This window comes from Sphingorhabdus lacus (assembly GCF_009768975.1).
GTDB classification, from domain to species: domain Bacteria; phylum Pseudomonadota; class Alphaproteobacteria; order Sphingomonadales; family Sphingomonadaceae; genus Sphingorhabdus_B; species Sphingorhabdus_B lacus.
In genome coordinates, this window is the sequence record NZ_CP035733.1 from 1237956 (window position 1) to 1258929 (window position 20974).

The following is a 20974-nucleotide window of genomic DNA, read 5'->3' on the forward strand; positions in this document are numbered from 1 at the left end:
TTGCCGCCGCAAACAAGCCCCCCATTCAGCAGCGTACTAAAGGGGGACAGGTTTGGGCTGTACGTTAGACGCTTATGCCTTGGGTGGCTGTTCCACCACGCGGATATGCAGTTCGCGCAATTGCTTCGCCATGGCGGGCGACGGAGCGCCCATCAACAGATCTTCGGCGCGCTGGTTCATCGGGAATAGCGTGATTTCGCGCAGGTTTTGCACGCCGCACAGCAACATTACCATACGGTCCACACCTGCCGCCATGCCGCCATGCGGGGGCGCGCCATATTGGAAAGCACGATACATGCCGCCAAAGCGTTCCTCGACATCGGCCTGCGTCAGGCCGGTCAGTTCGAACGCCTTGACCATCAGGTCGGGATGCTGGTTCCGGATCGAGCCAGAGGCAAGTTCATAGCCGTTGCAGACCATGTCATATTGGAATGCCTTTATGGTCAACGGGTCCTGCGTTTCCAACGCTTCGAGGCCACCTTGCGGCATCGAGAATGGGTTGTGCGCAAAATCGACCTTCTTTTCCTCTTCGTCCCATTCGTAGAAGGGGAAGTCGATAATCCAGCAGAAACGGAACGCGTCCTTTTCAATCACGTCAAGTTGCTCGCCGGTGCGGGTGCGTGCGGCACCAGCCAGCTTCGCCGCCTGATCTTCCTTGCCAGCGGCAAAGAAGCAGCCGTCATCGGGGCCAAGGCCGATGGCCTCATACAGCGCCTTCATGCCCTCTTCGCCATGGTTCTTCGCGATAGGTCCACCAAATTCGCCGCCCTTGCGCGTGACATAGCCAAGGCCTGCATGGCCTTCGCTGCGGGCCCAGTCGTTCATGTCGTCGAAGAATTTGCGGCTCTTTTCCGCCGTGCCTGGCGCAGGGATAGCGCGCACAACGCCGCCGCCTTCAACGATGCGCTCGAACAGGCCAAAGCCGCTCTTGCGGAAATGCTCGGTCACATCATGGATGATGATGGGGTTGCGCAGGTCGGGCTTGTCGGTGCCATAGTCGAGCATCGCCTTGGAATAGGGGATGCGCGGGAATTCGCCTGCGGGGGTGACCTTGCGGCCTTCGGCAAAGCTTTCGAACACGCCCGCCATGACGGGTTCCATCGTGTCCCACACTTCTTCCTGTGTGACGAAGCTCATTTCGAGGTCGAGCTGGTAAAATTCACCGGGCAGACGGTCGGCGCGCGGGTCTTCGTCGCGGAAGCATGGCGCAATCTGGAAATAGCGGTCGAAACCGGCGACCATCAGCAATTGCTTATATTGCTGCGGCGCCTGCGGCAGCGCGAAGAATTTGCCGGGATGGATACGGCTGGGCACGAGGAAGTCGCGCGCGCCTTCGGGGCTGGATGCGGTCAGGATCGGCGTCGAATATTCGGTGAAGCCGATATCTTCCATCCGGCGGCGGGTTTCGCGAATGATCTGCGTACGCTTCACGATATTGGCGTGCAGCGTTTCGCGGCGCAGGTCGAGGAAGCGGTATTTCAGGCGCGTTTCTTCGGGATATTCCTGCTCCCCTGCGACGGGCAGCGGCAATTCTTCGGATTTGCTGAGGATCGTCACGCTGCGCGCGAACAGTTCGATCTCGCCGGTGGGTAGGTTCGGGTTGACGGTCGCTTCGCTGCGCGCCTTTACGTCGCCATCGATGGTGACGACGCTTTCAAGGCGAAGACCTTCCAGAATCGGCAAAGCGGGGCTGTCGCTGTCCGCGACAATCTGCGTCATGCCATAATGGTCGCGCAAGTCGACGAAGAGAACACCGCCATGATCGCGCTTACGATGGATCCAGCCCGACAGACGGACAGTGTCTCCAACATTGGAAGCGCGAAGTTCCGCGCATTTGTGCGTGCGATAAGCGTGCATTGTTTACTCAATTCAAAAAAGCTGTGGAAAGCGCGCCTAACAACCTTGCAGCAACACTTTGTCAAGTCGTGAATGCCTGTTATGGCCCATGCCACATGCAGATTCATCCACTCATCACCGACAGCAAACGCCTCGCCGAATTATGCGCGCGCCTTGCGCAATCGCCATTTGTTGCGGTTGATACAGAATTTATGCGGGAAAACACTTATTATCCCGACCTTTGCCTGATCCAGTTGGCCGACGCCAACGAAGCGGCGGCCATCGATCCCAAGGCCGACGGGCTCGATATGACCCCGATGCTCGAACTTTTGTGCAATAATGAAGATGTGCTGAAGGTTTTCCATGCCGGTGGGCAGGATATCGAAATCTTCTTCAACCTGACGGGCAAGACACCGCACCCGATGTTTGACACGCAGATTGCGGCGATGGCGCTGGGCCAAGGCGAGCAGATTGGCTATTCCAATCTGGTTGATCTGTGGATGGGTATCCAGCTCGACAAGGGTGCGCGCTTTACCGACTGGTCGCGTCGTCCGCTCGACAAAAGGCAGATTGACTATGCCATTGCCGATGTGACGCATTTGTCGGTGATTTTCCCGATGATGCTCGAAAAGCTAAAAAGCACGGGCCGCGGTCTATGGCTGAATGACGAGATGGAGCGGATTTCGGACGCGGAAAACTACCGCAATGATCCTGAAAAGGCGTGGATGCGCATCAAGGTGCAGTCGCGTAAACCCGATGTGCTCGGCCGTCTGAAGGCCATGGCCGCCTGGCGCGAGCGAGAGGCGCAGCGCAAGAATATCCCGCGCGGGCGGATCATGAAGGACGAAACCCTCGCCGACATCGCCGCGCATCCGCCCAAAACGCAGGCCGACCTGCCCAAGGTGCGCGGTCTTTCGCCAGCCTGGCGCGACAATGAAATCGGCGCGCGCTTGATTGGCGTTATCGAGGGGGCCAAGCCGCTTTCCAAGGATGATCTGCCCGAACGCCACCGCAATGGTGCGGGCGGCGGCAAGGAAGGGTCTCTGGTCGCCGATCTGCTGAAGCTGTTGCTGAAAATCCGGTCGCGGGAAATCAATGTTGCGCCGCGCCTGATCGTGCGGACCGAAGAGCTGGAACGGCTGGCGGCAGGCGAGCGGGAGGGGTTGGAGCTTCTGACCGGCTGGCGTTACGAACAATTTGGCCATGATGCGTTGGATCTGGTGGAAGGCCGTTTGGCCTTTGCTGTCGTCAATGGTAAGCTGAAGATGACGCGCACCCATGAAGAGGATCTGGCCCCATGAGAATGATTGCATTGCTTGCCTGTATGGCGGCCACCGCCTGCGCCAAACCGCAGCAGGACGCGCCTGCCGCCGCTGAACCGCTTCCGGCGGTACCAGCGGCCGGCCTCGCCTGTGCGGCCGAATCGGTACAATATGCCATCGGCCAGAAAAGCAGCCCCGAATTGGGAAGCAAGCTGGTGAAGGAAAGTGGTTCCGCCTCGCTCCGCTGGATGCCGCCACGCTCCGCCGCGACCATGGACTATCGCGCCGACCGGCTGAACGTGCATTATAATGACGACATGATCATCACCCGCATCAACTGCGGCTAGGCGTCCAGTACCTTTTTCACCAATGTCAGGTTGACCGGCGCATTTTCCGCGAGCGCCATCGCGTTGGCGGCGCGGGCGAAGCTTTCGATCCCGGCGTAGCTGCGTTCGATGCGCCTTTTGACATAGCTGAGCGCGTCCATGGTGATGGCGGCGCCCCGGTCGGCGAGCTGCTTTTGCAGCAACTGTTCGACCATCTCGTCATCGGGCGCCCCGATTTCCAGCAGCATAGCCGACCCCAGCCGTGACTTCAGATCGGGCAAGGCGATGTTCCAATCGGCGGGCAACCAGCGCGAGATGAGCAGAAGCGGGACCACGCTTTCCTGCGCCCTGTTCCACGCGTTGAACAGATTTTCGGCGGAATTTGCCTCCGCATTGTCGATGACGGTCCCGCCCTGCCCGCTGAAATAGCGCGCCATCAGGCTTTTGCCCGACCGTGCGGGCCCGACAAGGATCGCGCAATGCCGGGGCCAGTTTGCCGCGCTGCCGAGGCCGGCAAAGGCGGTGGCGTTGGATGGCGTGATAATCAGGCTGGACGACGCGCCACCGCGCAATTCGTCCAAGGGTAAGGCAATCTGGCGCATTTTACCGGCGATGGTCGCTCACGGACGCGGAGGCTGCGCCGGGGCCGGGGCGGCAGGTTCACGCTGCGGCGCGGGTTCGGGCGCGATGGACCGGACGACATCCTCCAGCGATTGCACCGCCGGTGCCTCGATATTGGGATCGACCTCACCCTCCAGCGGCACTTCCTCTTCGGTCTCCAGCTCCTCTTCCTCCACCACTTCGGGTTCGAGGACGAGCGAGGCGTCGGCGCGCAATGTCCCGGCGCTCAGCGCGGACTGGAACAGCTGGTCCATCCGCACCACGGCCTGGTCCATCATCGCCGGTATCCCGGCGCTGCTGCTGGTTTTGAGGGTGAAAGACCCCAGAAACTTGTTATCCGGACCATAGCGCGCGGAAAAACGGCCGATAACCGGACCGCCCGGCCATTGCCGCTCGATCCGCGCAATGGGGATGATAACGTCGGCCGCGCCAAACTGGTCGAGGATCGTGCGCCACCAGATACGGCTGCGCCGGTCCATTTGCCCGGCATTCAGCAGAAGCGATTCGCCGCCTGCCCCGCTTGGCCGCACATAGTCGATGCGGCTTTCGGCGGTGCGGAATTTGGCCCAGCTGCGCTGCCACGAGGTGCGCTGCTCAAATACCGTGGGCGCGCCCGCCGAATAGGTCACCGGCAACAGCAAGAGCGGCGCGGATTTGATCGTCACCCCGCTAACCCCCAGCAACTGCCCTGCCCTCGCGCGGTCGAACAGCACGCTCAGCTTCGCGACATAGCGCCGCGGGCCAATCTGTTCATTTTCCACCACGATCGCGGCGACAATTCCGTCCAGCGTCGAATCGGACAGAGTCGATCCCGCGCCGCCATGGGTTTTGCGCCACAAGGCCGCCCAGGCGAGACGCTGCGCCTCTTCCCAGCCCTTTTGCCGGGCGTCGAATGCGTTTTTGCCGCTGATATTGACCGCAACGCCCGTGACTTCAAAGTCACCCGAGCTTGCAATCGGCGCTATTCCGCGCTTGGGGCCTTCGATCTGGGCGACAACAATCCCGCCGCCGATCAGCGCCAAAGGCAGGCCGATCGCCGCAATTCGAAACCATTTCCCGCCCATTTTTAACATCACCCTGCCTTTAGGCGACATAGACGTGGAATTCCAACCCTGTTCTCGCTAACGGCGACAAATGGACGCAAAAGATCAGCAATCCGAATCCTACACCTATGCCAAGGCGGGTGTATCCATCGAAACCGGCAACGCACTGGTGCGCGCCATTGCGCCGCTGGCCAAGGCCACGCGCCGCGCCGGCGCAGACGCCGATCTCGGCGGATTTGGGGGCTTTTTCGATCTGAAAGCAGCAGGATTTAACGATCCCCTTTTGGTCGCCGCCAATGACGGCGTCGGCACCAAGCTGAAGCTCGCCATCGAATCGGGCCGCCATGAGGGTGTCGGGATCGATCTTGTCGCGATGTGCGCCAATGATTTGATCGTCCAGGGCGCCGAGCCTCTGTTCTTCCTCGACTATTATGCGACTGGCAAACTCGACAATGATGTCGCAACCGCCGTCGTCGCCAGTATCGCTGAAGGCTGCAAACAGGCGGGCTGCGCGCTGATCGGCGGCGAAACGGCCGAAATGCCGGGCATGTACAGCGAGGGCGACTACGACCTCGCCGGTTTCTGCGTCGGCGCGGTCGAGCGCGATCAGGTGCTGACCGCAGACAAGGTTGCCGACGGCGATGTCATTCTCGGCCTCGCATCATCGGGTGTGCACAGCAATGGCTTCTCGCTTGTCCGCCGCCTTGCCGCTGACAAGGGCTGGAAACTCGACCGCCCTGCCCTTTTTGACCAGAATGTGCTGCTGATCGATGCGCTGATGGCGCCGACGCGTATCTATGTGAAATCGCTTCTGCCGCTCGTCCGCACGGGCAAGGTGCACGCCATGGCGCACATCACCGGCGGCGGCCTGCTGGAAAATATCCCCCGCATCCTGCCGGCTGGCCTGCACGCGCATATCGACGCGGACGCATGGGAACAGCCACGCCTGATGGCATTTTTGCAGGCACAGGGAAATATCGAGCCTGAGGAAATGGCCCGCACCTTCAACTGTGGCATCGGCATGGCTATTGTCGTCGCACAAGCGGACGTGGCGGTTGTGCTTGCGGCAATGGAAGCCGCCGGGGAAACTGCATATCGCATCGGGCATATCGCAGCCGGAGAGAAAGGCTGCACGGTTAAAGGCAGCACCGAAACATGGAGCGCGAAAAGCGACTGGACCGCTACGCATGCGGGATGACAATCTAAAGGCGGCGCAATGACCAGAGCCAAAGTCGCCGTCCTGATCTCGGGCAGCGGCACGAACATGGCTGCGCTGCTCTACGCCGCCAAGCACCCCGATTGCCCCTATGAAATCGTTCTGGTGGCCAGCAACAATCCCGATGCCGAAGGGCTGACATTGGCGCAGGGCGAAGGCATCTCCACTTTCGCCCAATCGCACAAGGGCATCGATCGCGCCGCCTTCGACGCGATCATGCAGCAGCAGATCGAGAAAGCCGACGCGACCCATGTCGCGCTTGCAGGCTATATGCGCATATTGAGCGACGCCTTTGTCCAGCAATGGGAAGGCAGGATGCTCAACATCCACCCGTCTTTGCTCCCCAAATATACCGGGTTGCATACGCATCAGCGCGCCCTGGATGCGGGCGATAAAGTGGCAGGATGCAGCGTACATCTGGTGACCCCGGAGCTTGATGCAGGCCCTGTACTCGGCCAGACCGAAGTCTTAATCCGCCCCAACGACACCGCCGAAACGCTCGCGGAGCGAGTTAAAATAGCCGAACACCAGCTCTACCCGCGCATCCTGTCCGCCTATGTGTCGCGCGATAAAGATCCCGAATGGCTGGTCGCGCAAGTCCGCGAACGCGCGATGGCGCAACCCGAAGCAGACGAGGTATCCTCCCATGGCATGCCCTGCTTCGGCATCATCGGCGGCAAGAAATTCGCTTATGTTTCGGTCGACCACCATGGCGACGGCAAAACCGCGCTTTTGGTGAAAATCAGCGGCGCGGAAGAACAGGCGATGCTGATCGACAGCGACGAAGACCGCTATTACCGCCCCGCCTATTTCGGCGACGGCTGGATCGGCATCCGACTTGATCTGGGCGACACAGACTGGGACCATATTGCCGACTGGCTCGCCAAAAGCTGGCGCGCGGTGGCTCCGAAAAAGTTGACAAAGCTGATGGATGTGGCGGGGGAGTTTTAAAGGATTACCGCAAAATCCATTGCGCCTGAATTGCCAGCGGGGTTAAAATACCCCGTGGCAAATGATTTCTACATGAGCCGCAGGGCGGTCTTGACGGGCATGGCGAGCTTGCCTGCCATTTCGTGTTTTCCAGCGGATGAACGGGGCGCAGCGCCGTCTACACAGTATCGGTGGACACGGATTTTGGACGAGGCACCTTACCCGAAATCCTACAATTACCCGGTACATATCGCGCCCGGTGGCCGATATTTCGCCCTGCATCCCCGCGGCACATGGTCATCGACCGATGCCGTCACATGGACAAAGGAAAGCCTGCCGGCTGTTCCCAACAACACCGCCTATATGGGCGTCGTTCAGCACGGGAACTCAAGTTTCGCGCTCGGACGGCATCAGGGGAATTATCAGGAATTTACGATCGACAAAAAAGTCTGGCGCACAACGGACTATCGGCGGTGGGAGGAACTGGACACGCCATCCTTGCCCGGCGTGATATTCTATGGCTGCGTCAGTTTCGGCGGCTTTATCTGGTTATTGGGCGGCTTTGACGGGCGACAGAGCGTCAATCATATTTGGCGTTCAGCAGACGGACAGTCTTGGGACAAGATGCCCGATCCCCCTTGGTCCCCACGGACTCAGGCGAAAGCGGTCGCATTTCAGGACCGGTTGCTCCTGATTGGTGGCGGTGAGATTGATGGCGAACCGGGCAGCGACATCATACGCAGCGAAGTCTGGTCGACCAGGGATGGTCGTGCATGGACAAAGATCGCCGATCATGTGGGACATCCCGATCCGACTGCCTATGTCCCCCAGGTCTTTGACAACCAACTCTGGCTTGTCGGGGCAAACCGTTCGGGCGCGTTCAAAAGCGAAATGATCGTTTCACCCAATGGCCGGGACTGGACCCCGATATCGGCTCCCTGGTCTGCCAGGGGAGGCATGGCGACATGGACGGACGGCACACGGATGTTGATGACCGGTGGAAAATCATCGCATGTCGAAAATGGTGAAACCCTGTTCGAATATTCCAACGATGTCTGGGAAATGCGAAAGGTTTGAGAAGGCAATTCCCCTTCTCATTGGGCCAGGATACAAAGCCTTATGAGCGCAGCGAATGCGGCGGTGCTGGTGAGGGGGTGGGCCCTGTCGATAAGGCCGTTCCCCTCACCGCTGCGACTTGCGATCAAAGATCAAAAGTCTCGGTGTCTCTCCCAACGGGAGAGGGAGTTTTAATTAGCCGACAATCTCTTCCGGCTTGAAGAAGTAGGCGATTTCAATCGCGGCGTTCTCGTCGCTGTCCGAACCGTGGACGGTGTTGGCTTCGATGCTTTCGGCCAGTTCCTTGCGGATCGTGCCGGGTTCGGCATTTGCAGGGTTGGTTGCGCCCATGATGTCGCGGTTGCGCTGCATGGCGTTTTCGCCTTCCAGAACCTGCACGACGACGGGGCCGCTGATCATGAAATCAACCAGTTCGCCGAAGAAGGGGCGCTCTTTGTGCACGGCGTAGAAGCCTTCGGCCTGTTCGCGGCTCATGTGGATGCGCTTGGACGCAACGACGCGCAGACCGGCTTCTTCCAGCATCTTGGTGACCGCACCGGTCAGGTTACGGCGGGTTGCGTCGGGCTTGATGATCGAAAAGGTGCGGGTAACCGCCATGGGAGAAACTCCTGATAACTATGTGTGAAAAACTGGCGCGCCTCTAGCCGCTGCGGCGCAGCATGGCAAGGGTTGTGATAGAGGCGTGGCTTTAGTTCTTCGTGCCACCCATGATGACAGCCGCCGTGCCCTCGCCTTCACTGGGCGAGGCCGTGATCACCAAAGTCTCGCCGCCTTTTCCTTCGGCGGAAAAGCTGGCCATATCATTGGCCGACGACGTGGTCTTGATGGCGTAACCCCGCTTTGCTGCTTCCGCTTTATAATAGTCGATGACCTTTGCGGCGGGATCTTTGGTCATCACGGTGGCCATACCACCCTGCTCGCCCTTGCCGTCTCCTCCGGTAAAGGTGCCCTTCACTTCGCCGCCCGGATAGACAGGCATATCAAGGGGAAGTTTCTGGCCCGAAGCCGCGTCACCGAAGGTAATCTTGCCCTCGCCATCCTTGCCTTCAAAGGTGATCGTGCCGCTTTCGGAATTATTATCGGTGTCCGACGTGATCTTGATTTCCTCACCATCAGCGGTGGTGACGGTGGTCGTTTCGTCCTTGCTTCCGCAAGCGGTCAGCGCCAGCAGCGCGGCAAAAGGGATAAGGTGTCGCATGTTTTTCCTCCAAAAAGTGCACCGCGACCTATCATAAAATCAGGGGCCCTGCACCCATTTGCCGCCATCCTGTTTCCAATAACGGCGCTCGACATCCTCACGGCTGGCAAGCGTGCGCCAGGCGGTGCGGGCATTGTCCGTGTGGCTGGGCGGAAACAGGTAGAAAATGCGGTCGAAACCCAGAGCCTCATCGCGCCATTCGCCGTCGGCCAGCGCCACGAAGCGTGCGCCATTGGCCGCATCTGGCGTGGCAGAGAGCAGGATGGGCTGTAATGCATCATCCCCGTCGCCTGCCTTTGCATGGGCGAGGAAGCTGTCGGGCTTGGCATTCCAAAGCGCGGTCGACAGCCGGTCCAGTTGATCCCCTTCCCCGCTAACCACCAGCATCCGCCCGTCCCCGTCCAGCACGCGCTGGGCGAGAACGGGAATCACCTTTTCGGCAGGGTCACGGGTCAGCTGGTAAAAATCGACTTGCATCGCCTTTTGGCGTTAGCCTTCGAAATTATCGGCCACAAAGCGGTCGAGCAGGCGCACGCCGAAGCCGGTCGCACCCTTGTCCCAGACGGCGCCTGGCTTGTCGGCCCAGACCGTGCCGGCGATGTCGAGATGCGCCCATTTCACGCCATCCTTGATGAAGCGCTGCAGGAACTGGGCCGCGGTGATTGAGCCTGCGCCCTTTCCGCCGATATTCTTCATATCGGCTATGGGGCTGTCGATCATCTTGTCATAGGCCTTGGACAGCGGGAAACGCCAGAGCGGGTCGCCCGAGGCCTTGCCTGCGGCGGTCAGCTTGTCGGCAAGACCATCGTCGTTGGTAAACATACCGGCATATTCGCTGCCCAGCGAAACGATGATCGCACCTGTCAGAGTCGCGAGATCGACGATATATTCGGGATTATAAGTTTCCTGCGTCCAGTGCAGCGCATCGCAGAGGACCAGACGGCCTTCGGCATCGGTGTTCAGCACTTCGATGGTCTGCCCCGACATGGAGGTAACGATGTCGCCCGGACGCTGTGCATTGCCGTCGGGCATATTTTCGACAAGGCCGCAAATGCCGACGACATGGGCCTTGGCCTTGCGTCCGGCGAGCGCCTTCATCACGCCTGCAACGGCACCTGCGCCGCCCATATCCCACTTCATATCTTCCATACCTGCGGCAGGCTTGATGGAAATTCCGCCGGTATCAAAGGTCACGCCCTTGCCGACGAACGCCACCGGACGTGCTTGCGCGCCGCCGGTACCGTCCCATTTCATCGCCAGCAGACGTGCCGGACGACGCGAACCTTGCGCCACGCCCAGCAGCGCGCCCATCCCGAGCTCGGCCATTTGCTTGTCGTCGAGGATGGTGATTTCGACGCCCAGATCCGCCAGATGCTTGCACCGTTCAACAAAGCTTTCGGGGTAGATGATATTGGCAGGCTCGGTGACCAGTTCCTTGGTCAGTGCAACACCGTCAGCGATGGCAGCATAACGCGACCAAAGCGCTGCGGCCTCTGCCGGTGCGCCTGCGACGCTCAGCGCCTCGACCGAGGGCTTCGACGTTTCGGCAAGCTTGGTGCGGTATTTGTCCATCCGCCAGTTGCGCAAGGTCGCGCCATAGGCGGCCTCGGCAGCGGCCTGCGCCGAGAGGTTTTCGGCGTGGATCGCAATATGCTTGGCGCCCGAGGTCTGCACCTTGGCGATGATTTCGCCGCCAGCCTTCTGGTAATCGCCTGCATCCCCGTCGGCAACGCCCAGCAGGACGATGCGGACCAGCTTGCCGCCTTCGCTGGCGATCAGCAGGAAGCTTTGCCCTGCTTCGCCCTTGAAGCGCGCCAGTTTCGCGGTGTCGTGCACCATCTGCGCATTTTCGAGGGGGAATGCGAATCCGTCGAAGCTGCTTTTCGTAACGATGAAAGCGAGCACATCGGCTTCGGCAGGACGTGTGGGGACAAATTCAATCTTCATGGAAATAGTCAGCCTTTCCGCTGGGCGTTGGTTATTGCCGCGCTCTATAGGCCCATTTGGCCTGTCACTTAAAGCAAAAGATAAGCACAGTTTGTCCGCTGTTAACCACATATACAGCCATCCGGCGCAAGATGGGTGGACCTGAGCTTAGAGCGGCTATAAAGGACGTGCCGGTTTATATGATTATCCCCGCCCTACAGCCCTCTTCTTCCCGGCTTTTGCTGGCGGCTTTGCTGCTCGCGGGCGGAGCGTTGCCGACCGCTGTTTTTGCGCAAGCCGAGCCTGCGCCGGTGGAAGCCAAGGCCGCCGACGACCAGATTGGCTTTGCGGCGGCTGTCGTTGAATATGACTCGAACAGCGAAGTCGTCACGGCCAAGGGCGATGTTGTCGTCAACCGCGATGGCTACACCTTGCGTGCCGATACGGTGGTGTGGAACCGCACCAGCGGCGAAGTCACGGCCGAAGGCAATATCCGGTCGGTCGGTCCCGAAGGCGATGTGGCCTATGGGGACAAGATTGTCGTCACGGACACGCTGAAAGACGGCATCGTCGAAAATCTCCTCGTCGTTCTCGCCGACGAAAGCCGCCTTGCCGCCAAAAGCGGCGCGCGCAAGGATGGCGTTTATTCGCTCGACTATGCAGCCTACACGGCGTGCAAGGTCGAAGGCACCGACGGCTGCCCCAAAAAGCCGAGCTGGGAAGTAAAGGCGGTCAAGGTCGTCTATGACCCTGCCACAAAGCGCGTAAAATATGAAGGCGCGCGGATCGAGCTTTTCGGTTTGCCCATCGTGCCCCTGCCGTTCCTGTCGCACCCAGTCGATACCAAGGCGGGTAGCGGATTTCTGGTGCCGAGCGTCGGCTTTTCGCGGAACAACGGACTTGAGATCGAGCAATCCTATTATTGGCGCATCGCCCAGAACCGCGACCTGACGGGAGCGATTACGGCCTTTTCCAATGCCGCGCCCCTGGGGCAGGTCAAGTTCCGTTCGTTGGAAAAGACCGGTGCGTTCGAAGTTACCGCCTACGGCACCTACAGCAACCGGATCGACACCAGCGGCGCGGTCATCCCCACGGGCAGCAATGTGTTTCGCGGATATGTCGAGGGTGCGGGCCGATTCCAGCTTGATCCCTATTGGTCGATCTCCGCATCGGGCCGCAGGGCGTCCGACCGGACATTTCTGCGCCGTTACGATATCAGCCGCGACGACCGCCTGCGCTCCACCTTTGCTGCCGAGCGGATCGATGACAACAGCTATTTCTCGCTCTCCGGTTGGGCGGTGCAGACTTTGCGGACCGGTGACAAGCAGGGGCTCGCGCCCATTGCCCTGCCCGAAATCGACTACCGCCGCCGCCTGAGCGACCCGCTTCTCGGCGGGAACATCCAGCTGCAGGCGAACAGCCTCGCCATCGGCCGCACCGCCGGACAGGACACGCAGCGCGCGTTCGGATCGGTCAAATGGGATTTGCGCAAGATTACGAAGCTGGGCCAGGAAGTGACCTTCACCGCACTTGCCCGCGGCGACGTCTACCACAGCGACGAAAATGCCAGCACCACCACCGCCATCTATCGCGGCGACAGCGGGTGGCAGAGCCGGGCCATTTTCGCAGGCGCGATGGACGTCAAATGGCCCTTCGTCGGCAAAGCCTTGGGCGGCACCCAGATTTTCACCCCCCGCGTCCAACTCGTGGCGGCGCCGTCGGTGACCAATTTGAAGATACCGAACGAAGATTCGCGGGCCGTTGATCTCGAAGACAGCAACCTGTTCGCGCTCAACCGTTTCCCGGGCTATGACCGGTTCGAGGATGACTACCGCATCACTTATGGCTTCGACTGGACCTTGCGGAAAACCAACTTCACCGCCGATATCAATATCGGGCAAAGCTACCGTTTGTCGAACCGCCAGTCGATCTTCCCCGATGGCACCGGCCTGTCGGACAAGGCATCCGACATCGTGGGCCGCAGCGAGTTCCGTTTCAAGGACATCGTCAAGCTGACCCACCGTTTCCGGCTCGACAAGGATAATTTGGCGGTACGGCGCAACGAGATTGACGCGACCATCGGATCACGCGGCACCTATGTGCAGGCAGGCTATCTCAAGCTAAACCGCAACATTGGTCCCACGGTCGAAGATTTGTCGGACCGTGAAGAAATCCGGCTTGCCGGCCGTGTCCGCGTCGCGCGCTACTGGTCTGTTTTCGGGTCGACCATTATCGACCTGACCGACACGACCGAGGATCCCACCACGCTTTCCGACGGGTTTGATCCCATCCGCCATCGCCTTGGCGTCGCCTATGATGACGACTGTCTCTCGCTCAGCCTGACATGGCGGCGCGATTACCAGCCGACGGGCGATGCGCGCCGTGGCAACAGTTTCCTGTTCCGGCTGGCATTTCGTAATCTGGGTGTGTAAGGCCGACTGCACATGGGGGACAGGGCGGCAGCTGCTCATCTGCGGTTCAGCAGCGTCACACTATTTCCCGCTCGAATTTGATTATATACTGGATTGTCATCGATGAAGTTTTCCAAGCGCTTTTCCATTGCGGCATTGCTGGCAACTGCCACTGCATTGACACCTTCGGTTGCGCAGACCGTTTCGGACGAAGTCACACCAGAGGCCCGTCTCGACATTCCCGATGGCCAGACCTTGTTCGGCAAAAATGACCCCAATGTGCGCCGCGCAACCGCGCAGGTGAACGGCGAAATCATTACCGGTACCGACATTGACCACCGCCTCGCCCTGATCGTTGCGGCCAACAACAACCAGCTTCCGCCGGAAGAAGTCGCGCGTTTCCGTGCGCAGATTCTAACCAACCTGATCGACGAAACGCTCCAGATCCAAGAAGCGGCCGCCAATGAAATCGAAGTCACCGATGCCGAGGTGAACCAGTATTTCGACCGTGTCGCGCAACAGAATTTCAACCGTCCGGCCAATGAAGTCGAAAAATATCTCATCTCCATCGGTTCGTCGGTCGCCACGCTAAAGCGCCAGATCAAGGGCGAATTGTCGTGGAGCCGTCTGCTGTCGCGCAACGTGCGTCCGTCGGCCAATGTCAGCGATGACGAGGTCAACGCGATTATCGAGCGTATCAAGGCCACCAAGGGCACAACCGAATATCGCATCGGTGAAATCTACCTTTCGGCCACGCCGGAAACGATGCCAGCAGTGACCGAAAATGCACGCAAGATCATGGACCAACTGCGTCAGGGCGGCAATTTTGTCGCCTATGCCCGCCAGTTTTCGGAAGCATCGACCGCATCGGTCGGCGGCGACCTTGGCTGGCTGTCGCTAGCCCAATTGCCGCCATCGCTCGCGACCGCAGCCAGCAATATGCGGGCCAATGAAATCCAGGCTGTTCCTTCGCCCGGCGGCATCTCGATCCTGTTGCTGATCGACCGCCGTCAGGTCGCAACGTCCGACCCGCGCGATTCGGTGCTCAGCCTGAAGCAGATTGCGATTACCTTCCCCGCCGGCACAACCGAAGCGCAGGTTGCGCCGCTGGTGAAGCGGTTCAGCGAAGAAACCGGCAAAATCAGTGGTTGCGGCGCGGCCGATGAAATGGCGCGCCAGCTGAACGCTGATGTGGTGAACCGCGATGGTATCAAGGTTCGCGACCTCCCTGCCCCGCTGCAGCAAGTGATGCTTGATCTGCAAGTCGGCCAGTCAACACCGCCTTATGGTTCGCTGGAAGATGGCGTCCGCGTCTTCGTCATGTGCGGCCGCGATGCCCCGCAGGAAGCGTCTTCGGAATCCTTCGACGAAATCATGTCGCGGCTTGAAGAAGAACGGGTCAACAAACGGGCACGTATCTATCTGCGTGACCTTCGCCGCGACGCAGTCATCGAATATAACTGATGCCGCCACGGCGACTTGATCTGCCGTTAGCGATTTCGGTCGGCGACCCGGCGGGCATAGGACCGGAAATTATCGGCAAAGCATGGGAGGCACGCAAAAGCGCGGACCTTCCACCCTTCTTCGCCATTGGCGATATGGGCAGTTTCGCGCCGCACTGGAACGGCCCGGTCGTCAAGATCGACGACCCCGCCGATAGCTTTGCGCATTTCGATTCGGCGCTTCCCGTTATCGAGGTGCACACTTGTCTTTCGGTCATACCGGGCGAACCCGATCTGGACGGCGCGCATTGCGCCTATCAGGCTTTGGAAATGGCCATCGGCTTCGCCCGCGCAGGCAGTGCAGCGGCATTGGTCACAGGGCCTGTTTCAAAAACCCAGCTTTACGCCGTCGGTTTCACCCATCCCGGACAAACCGAATTTATCGCCGAACGCTGCGGCGTGTCCAAGAATAATGCCGTCATGATGCTCGCCGGGCCAGACTTGCGCGTAGTGCCCATGACAACCCATATCCCGCTCGCATCGGTGGCCTCCAAACTGGACGGGCGCCTGATCCGGCAACGGCTGCGCGCCACGGCCAAGGGGCTGCAGCGCAATTTCGGGATAGAGAACCCGCGTTTGGCGGTCGCCGGTTTCAACCCCCATGCGGGCGAATCGGGCAATATGGGCCGCGAGGAAATCGACATTTTCGAACCCGCGATCGCGCAAATACGCAGCGAGGGCTTTGACGTTGTCGGCCCCCTGTCCGCCGATACCATGTTCCATGCCGAGGCGCGGTCGCATTATGATGCCGCCTTGTGCGCCTATCATGATCAGGCGCTGATCCCATTGAAAACGCTTTATTTCCATGACGCCGTCAACATCACGCTTGGCCTGCCGGTGGTGCGGACGTCGCCAGACCACGGCACCGCCTTTGGCATTGCAGGCCAGAACATCGCAATGCCCCATTCGATGATTGCGGCCATCAAGATGGCGGAAATGGCGGCGCTCAACCGCCAAGCCGCAGACGCGGCATGACCCTTCCCACATTGCCCCCGCTTCGGGATGTTATCGCCCGCCATGGCCTGTCGGCCAGCAAAGCACTCGGTCAGAATTTCCTGTTCGACGAACAATTGCTCGACCGCATTGCCGCCATCCCCGGATCGCTCAAGGGACAGAATGTCTATGAAGTCGGCCCCGGCCCCGGTGGCCTGACGCGCGCATTGCTGCGCGCCGGCGCCAATGTTCTGGCGGTCGAACGCGACCATCGCTGCCTACCCGCGCTCGCCGAATTGGCAGAGGCGTTTCCGGGACAGTTGAGGGTGATCGAGGGCGACGCCCTGAAAATTGATCCGGCCAAGGAAATCGGCGGACCGTTCCACATTCTGTCCAACCTGCCCTATAATGTCGGCACCGCGCTTGCCGTCGGTTGGTTGGGTGGCGATGTGTGGCCGCCGGAATGGCAATCGCTGACCCTGATGTTCCAGCGCGAAGTTGCCGACCGGATCGTTGCGCCTGCGGCCAGCGATGCTTATGGGCGGTTGGCCATCTTGGCGCAGTGGCGTTCGCAGGCCAAGATCGCGATGCCCGTCCACCGCTCCGCCTTTACCCCCCCGCCAAAAGTCATGTCGGCCGTCGTGCACATCACCCCCGGCGAAGCGCCCGAAGGCGTGAAGATGGCGGTCCTCGAAAAACTGACCGCCGCAGCATTCGGGCAGCGGCGCAAAATGCTGCGGCAAAGCCTGAAGGCTGTGCCCGGCGCATTGGATGCGCTGGAGAAAGCCGGAATTGCAGCCGACCGGCGGCCTGAAACGGTGACGATCCCCGAATGGTGCGAACTGGCGCGGCATTTGGGTTAATGGGGGCGTCCCGCTCCATTCGCCTGAACCCCGGCGACACTTCCCCATTACTTCATCGTCACCCCGCTGCACTCCCAGATTACTGCACCGTCACCCTGAACTCGTTTCAGGGTCTTAGTTTTCACCGTCGCTGAATAAGACCCTGAAACAAGTTCAGGGTGACGGGTGTGTTGTTGAATTGACCGGCTATGTGTCATTCAGCGTCCGGTTCAACTCAACATTTCGCTAGGGGTGGCGCTTCGCATTGTGCGCGGCTAAAGGCGGTGGATGCAAAATCTGGCTTCCACCGAACGCGCTGCGCTTGAAAGGATCACGCACGATCCGATGCTGGCACAGGTGCAGCAATGGGCCGCGATAAATAGCGGATCGGGCAACCTCGCGGGGTTGAAAGCGACCGCCGATCTGCTGGCCGATGCCTTTGCCATTCTCCCCGGAAATATCGAGCTTCAAGAGCCGGCACCTGTCGAAAAGGTGCGGGCAGACGGGGTCGTCGAAATCGTCGAACATGGTCGTCATCTGGTCGTGACCGTCAGGCCCGAAGCGCCGGTGCAACTGCTTTTCACCGGACATATGGACACCGTATTTCCCGCCGACCACAATTTTCAGGAGCAGCGTTGGCTGGAGGATGGCGTGTTGAACGGCCCCGGCGTCGCCGACATGAAGGGCGGCATTGCCGTCATGCTGGCCGCCCTCGCCGCTGCCGAGACAGCGCCTGAATTTGCAAATGTCGGCTATCAGGTGATGATCAACAGCGATGAGGAAGTCGGATCGCCCTCGTCCGCGCCGCTGATTACCGCGCTTGCCAAAGGGAAGACCGCAGCGCTGACTTACGAACCCGCCCTGCCCGATGGGACCTTGGCGGGTGAACGCGGGGGCAGCGGGAATTTCTCGATCATCTTTACCGGCAAAAGCGCGCATGCCGGACGCAATCCGCAAGATGGCCGCAACGCGCTGCTCGCCGCTGCCGACCTCGCTCTGCGGTTGAAGGCGCTCACCCGCCCCGGCCTCAACGTCAATCCGGCACGGATCGAAGGGGGCAGCCCCAATAATGTCGTGCCCGACCACGCCATATTGCGCGTCAATTTTCGGCCCATGACACCTCAAATTGTCGAGGAAACAGATCTCGCGCTGCGCACGTTGATTGCCGATATCGAACGGGAACATGACGTCAGCGCCCATCTGCACGGCAGCTTCGGCCGTCCGCCCAAGCCCATTGATGCAGGGGCCGCCAAGCTGTTCGATCTGGTCAAGCAGTGCGGGGCCGACCTTGGCCTTTCGATTGCGTGGAAAGCCAGCGGCGGCGTGTGCGACGGCAATAATATCGCCGCCTGCGGCATCCCCGTGGTCGACACCATGGGCGTGCGCGGTGGCGCGATCCACAGCGCCGACGAATTTCTGATTACCGAAAGCCTGGTCGAGCGCGCGCGCCTGTCCGCCTTGACCATATTGCGTATCGCCAAAAAGGGAGCCTTATGACTTTCATTATCCGTCCGGCAAATATGGACGATTTGCAGCCCATCTACGAAATGGCCAAACGGACCGGTGGCGGGTTCACCAATCTGCCGCCGGATCGCAAGGCATTGACGGCAAAACTGGAGCGTTCGGTTGCAGGGTTCAGCCGGGTCGAAGATGGCGTCAGCGACGATCTCTATGTGTTTGTCCTGCAAAATACCGCGACCGGCGAAGTGCGCGGGACCTGCCAGATCTTCGGCAATGTCGGACAGAAATGGCCCTTTTACAGCTATCGCATCGGGGCGTTGACGCAGCATAGCGAAGAACTTGGCCGGACATTCCGCGCCGATATTTTGAACCTGTCGACCGATCTCGAAGGCACGACCGAAGTCGGTGGCCTGTTTCTTCACCCCGGTGAACGCGCCGGTGGCCTCGGAATGTTGATCGCGCGCAGCCGTTATCTGTTCATTCGCAACCATCGGGCGCGCTTTGCCGACCGGACCATTGCCGAACTGCGCGGTGTCATTGACGAAGCGGGCGGTTCGCCCTTCTGGGATGGCGTCGCAGGCCGCTTTTTCGGCATGAGCTTTCAAGAGGCGGACGAATTCAACGCCAAGTTCGGCAACCAGTTCATCGCCGACCTGATGCCCAAGCACCCCGTCTATATCGCGATGCTGCCCGAAAGCGCGAAATCGGTTATCGGCGTGCCCCATCCTTCGGGCCGCGCTGCAATGCGGATGCTCGAAAATGAAGGTTTTGCGTGGGAAAATTATGTCGATATCTTCGACGGTGGCCCGACGATGACCGCACGCACCGATCAGGTCCGCAGCGTCCGCGAAGCCAAGGATGCGGTCGTCAGCGACATCAGCGACCGCCTGGGCGAGCATAAGGAAGGCGCCAAAATGCTCGTCAGCAGTGGCCGTCTGGGCAGCTTTGCGGCGGCCTATGGCTGGGTATTGGAGGATGGCGACAAGGTCTTTCTCGACCCCGACAGCGCAAAGGCGCTTCAGCTTTCGGCGGGTGAAACCGTCACATATGTTCCTAGGTGGTAAGACATGGCGTTCGCGGAAATCAACTTTGATGGCATCATTGGCCCAAGCCATAACTATGCGGGCCTGAGCCTCGGCAATATCGCGTCGGCCAATAATGCAGGCGCGGTTTCGGAACCGCGTGCTGCCGCGTTGCAGGGTGTCGAGAAGATGCGCGCAAATCTGCGTCTTGGCCTGCCGCAGGGTTTCTTCATGCCGCTCGACCGGCCGAACACAGCATGGCTGGCGGGATTGGCGACCGATATGGAAAGCGCCGAGCCGCACATCCGCGCGGCCGCTTTTTCTGCCTCGGCCATGTGGGCAGCCAATGCTGCGACGGTGTCGCCAGCGCCCGATACGCTGGACGGCAAATGCCATCTGTCGGCGGCGAACCTGCTGACCATGGCACACCGCAGCCATGAATGGACAGGCACGCTCGCACAGTTGCGCCTCGCCTTTGCCGATACACAGCATTTCACGGTACATGGCCCCGTCCCGCCGCCCTATGGCGACGAGGGTGCCGCCAATTTCATGCGGCTATGCCCTTCGCATGGTGAGGCGGGCATCGAGATTTTTGTCTATGGCAAGGCTGGCGGCCCCTTCCCCGCGCGGCAGCATGTCGAATCGTCCAAAGCCATCGCCCGCGCCCATCGGCTGGACCCGGCAAAGACGCTGTTCGTGCAGCAGTCGGAAACGGCCATCGCCGCCGGGGCCTTCCATAATGACGTCGTTGCCGTCGCCAATGAGCGCGTTCTGTTCACCCACGAACAGGCCTTTGAATATCCGGACGAAACCTATGCCGACATCAAAAGGCTGATGCCCGAGGCGGAGATTGTGATTGTCCCTGCCGACCGCGTGTCGCTGGCCGATGCGATCCAGAGCTATTTGTTCAACGCGCAGCTTGTGACCCTGCCCGATGGCGGCATGGCGCTGATCCTGCCCAGCGAGGCGCAGGAAAATACGCGGGTCTGGGGCTGGCTGAGCGAGATGGTGGCGGGCAACGGCCCGATCCGCACGCTCATACCTGTCGACGTACGCCAGTCCATGGCCAATGGCGGCGGTCCCGCCTGTCTGCGGTTGCGCGTCGCATGCGATCCCGCCACGGTCGACCCACGCTTCATGGCGGACGAGGCGAAACTGGACCGGATTTCCGACGTTATCGCGGCGCATTGGCCGGAGACAATCGCGCCCGATCAACTGGGCAATTCCGCGCTGGTTTCCACCGTCCGCAAGGCCCGCGAGGCGCTGCTCGATGCATGCGGTCTGGCGGAGCTGCGCTAAGCGTCGAATTCCTTTACAATCGGCGTGCGCGTTAACCATTGTGATGCCTGCAAATGCTGAACTGGCACA

19 protein-coding genes are annotated in these 20974 nt (G+C 60.3%); 12 read left to right on the top strand and 7 right to left on the bottom strand.

The annotated features are described in order from the left end of the window. Nucleotides 1-72 precede the first annotated feature (72 nt). Entirely contained in the window at nucleotides 73-1857 is a 1785-nt protein-coding gene (aspS, locus tag EUU25_RS05775) for an aspartate--tRNA ligase (RefSeq protein ID WP_158899118.1), read from the bottom strand. 95 nt (nucleotides 1858-1952) lie between these two features. On the opposite strand from aspS, the gene rnd reads away from it, so the two are divergent. Together rnd and EUU25_RS05785 are read left to right on the top strand one after the other, a co-directional pair. Next, nucleotides 1953-3137: a ribonuclease D gene (gene rnd, locus EUU25_RS05780; RefSeq protein ID WP_158899120.1), complete on the top strand. Its 1185-nt coding sequence runs from the start codon at nucleotides 1953-1955 to the stop codon at nucleotides 3135-3137. Then, nucleotides 3134-3445: an I78 family peptidase inhibitor gene (locus EUU25_RS05785; RefSeq protein WP_158899122.1), complete on the top strand. Its 312-nt coding sequence runs from the start codon at nucleotides 3134-3136 to the stop codon at nucleotides 3443-3445. The genes rnd and EUU25_RS05785 overlap by 4 nt, the downstream gene beginning before the upstream one ends. Here the strand turns inward: EUU25_RS05785 and EUU25_RS05790 are convergent. Further along, on the bottom strand, nucleotides 3442-4026 hold the full coding sequence (locus tag EUU25_RS05790; RefSeq protein WP_158899124.1) for a P-loop NTPase family protein: 585 nt from the start codon (nucleotides 4024-4026) through the stop codon (nucleotides 3442-3444). The two genes, EUU25_RS05785 and EUU25_RS05790, sit on opposite strands and share 4 nt — an antisense overlap. Before the next feature lie 18 nt (nucleotides 4027-4044). Beyond that, entirely contained in the window at nucleotides 4045-5118 is a 1074-nt protein-coding gene (locus EUU25_RS05795; protein ID WP_158899126.1) for a heavy-metal-associated domain-containing protein, read from the bottom strand. Between the two features lie 61 nt (nucleotides 5119-5179). Between EUU25_RS05795 and purM the strand changes: the two genes are divergently transcribed. From purM to EUU25_RS05810, 3 genes are all read left to right on the top strand, one after another. Further along, nucleotides 5180-6286 carry a phosphoribosylformylglycinamidine cyclo-ligase gene (purM, locus tag EUU25_RS05800; RefSeq protein ID WP_158899128.1) on the top strand — a complete coding sequence of 369 codons (1107 nt, stop codon included), beginning with the start codon at nucleotides 5180-5182 and terminating at the stop codon, nucleotides 6284-6286. 18 nt (nucleotides 6287-6304) lie between these two features. Then, nucleotides 6305-7255: a phosphoribosylglycinamide formyltransferase gene (gene purN, locus EUU25_RS05805; protein WP_158899130.1), complete on the top strand. Its 951-nt coding sequence runs from the start codon at nucleotides 6305-6307 to the stop codon at nucleotides 7253-7255. 72 nt (nucleotides 7256-7327) lie between these two features. Next, complete coding sequence (locus EUU25_RS05810; RefSeq protein ID WP_158899132.1) at nucleotides 7328-8311, top strand: Kelch repeat-containing protein; 984 nt, start codon at nucleotides 7328-7330, stop codon at nucleotides 8309-8311. Nucleotides 8312-8485: 174 nt separating this feature from the next. Here EUU25_RS05810 and ndk read toward each other — a convergent pair whose 3' ends face one another. The 4 genes from ndk to EUU25_RS05830 all read right to left on the bottom strand — a co-directional run bounded on the left by ndk (nucleotide 8486) and on the right by EUU25_RS05830 (nucleotide 11456). Then, nucleotides 8486-8908, bottom strand: a complete 423-nt coding sequence (ndk, locus tag EUU25_RS05815; protein WP_158899134.1) for a nucleoside-diphosphate kinase — start codon at nucleotides 8906-8908, stop codon at nucleotides 8486-8488. 91 nt (nucleotides 8909-8999) lie between these two features. Then, the gene (locus EUU25_RS05820) at nucleotides 9000-9509 is read right to left on the bottom strand and encodes a hypothetical protein (RefSeq protein ID WP_158899136.1); all 510 of its coding nucleotides are present in this window, start codon (nucleotides 9507-9509) and stop codon (nucleotides 9000-9002) included. A gap of 39 nt (nucleotides 9510-9548) precedes the next feature. Next, nucleotides 9549-9986 (bottom strand): DNA polymerase III subunit chi, encoded by a 438-nt coding sequence (locus tag EUU25_RS05825; RefSeq protein WP_158899138.1) that lies wholly within the window; start codon nucleotides 9984-9986, stop codon nucleotides 9549-9551. A gap of 12 nt (nucleotides 9987-9998) precedes the next feature. Further along, nucleotides 9999-11456, bottom strand: coding sequence for a leucyl aminopeptidase (locus tag EUU25_RS05830; RefSeq protein ID WP_158899140.1), 1458 nt, complete (start codon nucleotides 11454-11456; stop codon nucleotides 9999-10001). Between the two features lie 179 nt (nucleotides 11457-11635). Here EUU25_RS05830 and EUU25_RS05835 point away from each other — a divergent pair, with 179 nt between their 5' ends. From EUU25_RS05835 to EUU25_RS05865, 7 genes are all read left to right on the top strand, one after another. Continuing rightward, nucleotides 11636-13867: an LPS-assembly protein LptD gene (locus EUU25_RS05835; RefSeq protein WP_158899142.1), complete on the top strand. Its 2232-nt coding sequence runs from the start codon at nucleotides 11636-11638 to the stop codon at nucleotides 13865-13867. 102 nt (nucleotides 13868-13969) lie between these two features. Further along, nucleotides 13970-15310, top strand: a complete 1341-nt coding sequence (locus EUU25_RS05840) for a peptidylprolyl isomerase (RefSeq protein WP_158899144.1) — start codon at nucleotides 13970-13972, stop codon at nucleotides 15308-15310. After that, complete coding sequence (gene pdxA / locus EUU25_RS05845; RefSeq protein ID WP_158899146.1) at nucleotides 15310-16323, top strand: 4-hydroxythreonine-4-phosphate dehydrogenase PdxA; 1014 nt, start codon at nucleotides 15310-15312, stop codon at nucleotides 16321-16323. The genes EUU25_RS05840 and pdxA overlap by 1 nt, the downstream gene beginning before the upstream one ends. After that, a complete protein-coding gene (gene rsmA, locus EUU25_RS05850) occupies nucleotides 16320-17144 on the top strand; it encodes a 16S rRNA (adenine(1518)-N(6)/adenine(1519)-N(6))-dimethyltransferase RsmA (protein ID WP_158899149.1) in 825 nt (274 codons plus the stop codon). Before pdxA ends, rsmA begins: the two co-directional genes overlap by 4 nt. Before the next feature lie 267 nt (nucleotides 17145-17411). Continuing rightward, complete coding sequence (locus EUU25_RS05855; RefSeq protein WP_158899151.1) at nucleotides 17412-18620, top strand: hydrolase; 1209 nt, start codon at nucleotides 17412-17414, stop codon at nucleotides 18618-18620. Further along, nucleotides 18617-19648: an arginine N-succinyltransferase gene (locus EUU25_RS05860; protein WP_158899153.1), complete on the top strand. Its 1032-nt coding sequence runs from the start codon at nucleotides 18617-18619 to the stop codon at nucleotides 19646-19648. Before EUU25_RS05855 ends, EUU25_RS05860 begins: the two co-directional genes overlap by 4 nt. 3 nt (nucleotides 19649-19651) lie before the next feature. Then, nucleotides 19652-20905: an N-succinylarginine dihydrolase gene (locus tag EUU25_RS05865; protein ID WP_158899155.1), complete on the top strand. Its 1254-nt coding sequence runs from the start codon at nucleotides 19652-19654 to the stop codon at nucleotides 20903-20905. The last annotated feature ends 69 nt before the right edge of the window (nucleotides 20906-20974 follow it).

Coding starts and splice junctions, on each gene's coding strand:
- EUU25_RS05820 (WP_158899136.1), bottom strand. CDS start 9,509: ATGCGACACCTTATCCCTTTTGCCGCGCTGCTGGCGCTGACCGCTTGC.
- EUU25_RS05790 (WP_158899124.1), bottom strand. CDS start 4,026: ATGCGCCAGATTGCCTTACCCTTGGACGAATTGCGCGGTGGCGCGTCG.
- purM (WP_158899128.1), top strand. CDS start 5,180: ATGGACGCAAAAGATCAGCAATCCGAATCCTACACCTATGCCAAGGCG.
- EUU25_RS05860 (WP_158899153.1), top strand. CDS start 18,617: ATGACTTTCATTATCCGTCCGGCAAATATGGACGATTTGCAGCCCATC.
- EUU25_RS05835 (WP_158899142.1), top strand. CDS start 11,636: ATGATTATCCCCGCCCTACAGCCCTCTTCTTCCCGGCTTTTGCTGGCG.
- EUU25_RS05830 (WP_158899140.1), bottom strand. CDS start 11,456: ATGAAGATTGAATTTGTCCCCACACGTCCTGCCGAAGCCGATGTGCTC.
- rnd (WP_158899120.1), top strand. CDS start 1,953: ATGCAGATTCATCCACTCATCACCGACAGCAAACGCCTCGCCGAATTA.
- EUU25_RS05855 (WP_158899151.1), top strand. CDS start 17,412: ATGCAAAATCTGGCTTCCACCGAACGCGCTGCGCTTGAAAGGATCACG.
- pdxA (WP_158899146.1), top strand. CDS start 15,310: ATGCCGCCACGGCGACTTGATCTGCCGTTAGCGATTTCGGTCGGCGAC.
- purN (WP_158899130.1), top strand. CDS start 6,305: ATGACCAGAGCCAAAGTCGCCGTCCTGATCTCGGGCAGCGGCACGAAC.
- rsmA (WP_158899149.1), top strand. CDS start 16,320: ATGACCCTTCCCACATTGCCCCCGCTTCGGGATGTTATCGCCCGCCAT.
- EUU25_RS05840 (WP_158899144.1), top strand. CDS start 13,970: ATGAAGTTTTCCAAGCGCTTTTCCATTGCGGCATTGCTGGCAACTGCC.
- EUU25_RS05785 (WP_158899122.1), top strand. CDS start 3,134: ATGAGAATGATTGCATTGCTTGCCTGTATGGCGGCCACCGCCTGCGCC.
- ndk (WP_158899134.1), bottom strand. CDS start 8,908: ATGGCGGTTACCCGCACCTTTTCGATCATCAAGCCCGACGCAACCCGC.
- EUU25_RS05825 (WP_158899138.1), bottom strand. CDS start 9,986: ATGCAAGTCGATTTTTACCAGCTGACCCGTGACCCTGCCGAAAAGGTG.
- EUU25_RS05795 (WP_158899126.1), bottom strand. CDS start 5,118: ATGTTAAAAATGGGCGGGAAATGGTTTCGAATTGCGGCGATCGGCCTG.
- EUU25_RS05810 (WP_158899132.1), top strand. CDS start 7,328: ATGAGCCGCAGGGCGGTCTTGACGGGCATGGCGAGCTTGCCTGCCATT.
- EUU25_RS05865 (WP_158899155.1), top strand. CDS start 19,652: ATGGCGTTCGCGGAAATCAACTTTGATGGCATCATTGGCCCAAGCCAT.
- aspS (WP_158899118.1), bottom strand. CDS start 1,857: ATGCACGCTTATCGCACGCACAAATGCGCGGAACTTCGCGCTTCCAAT.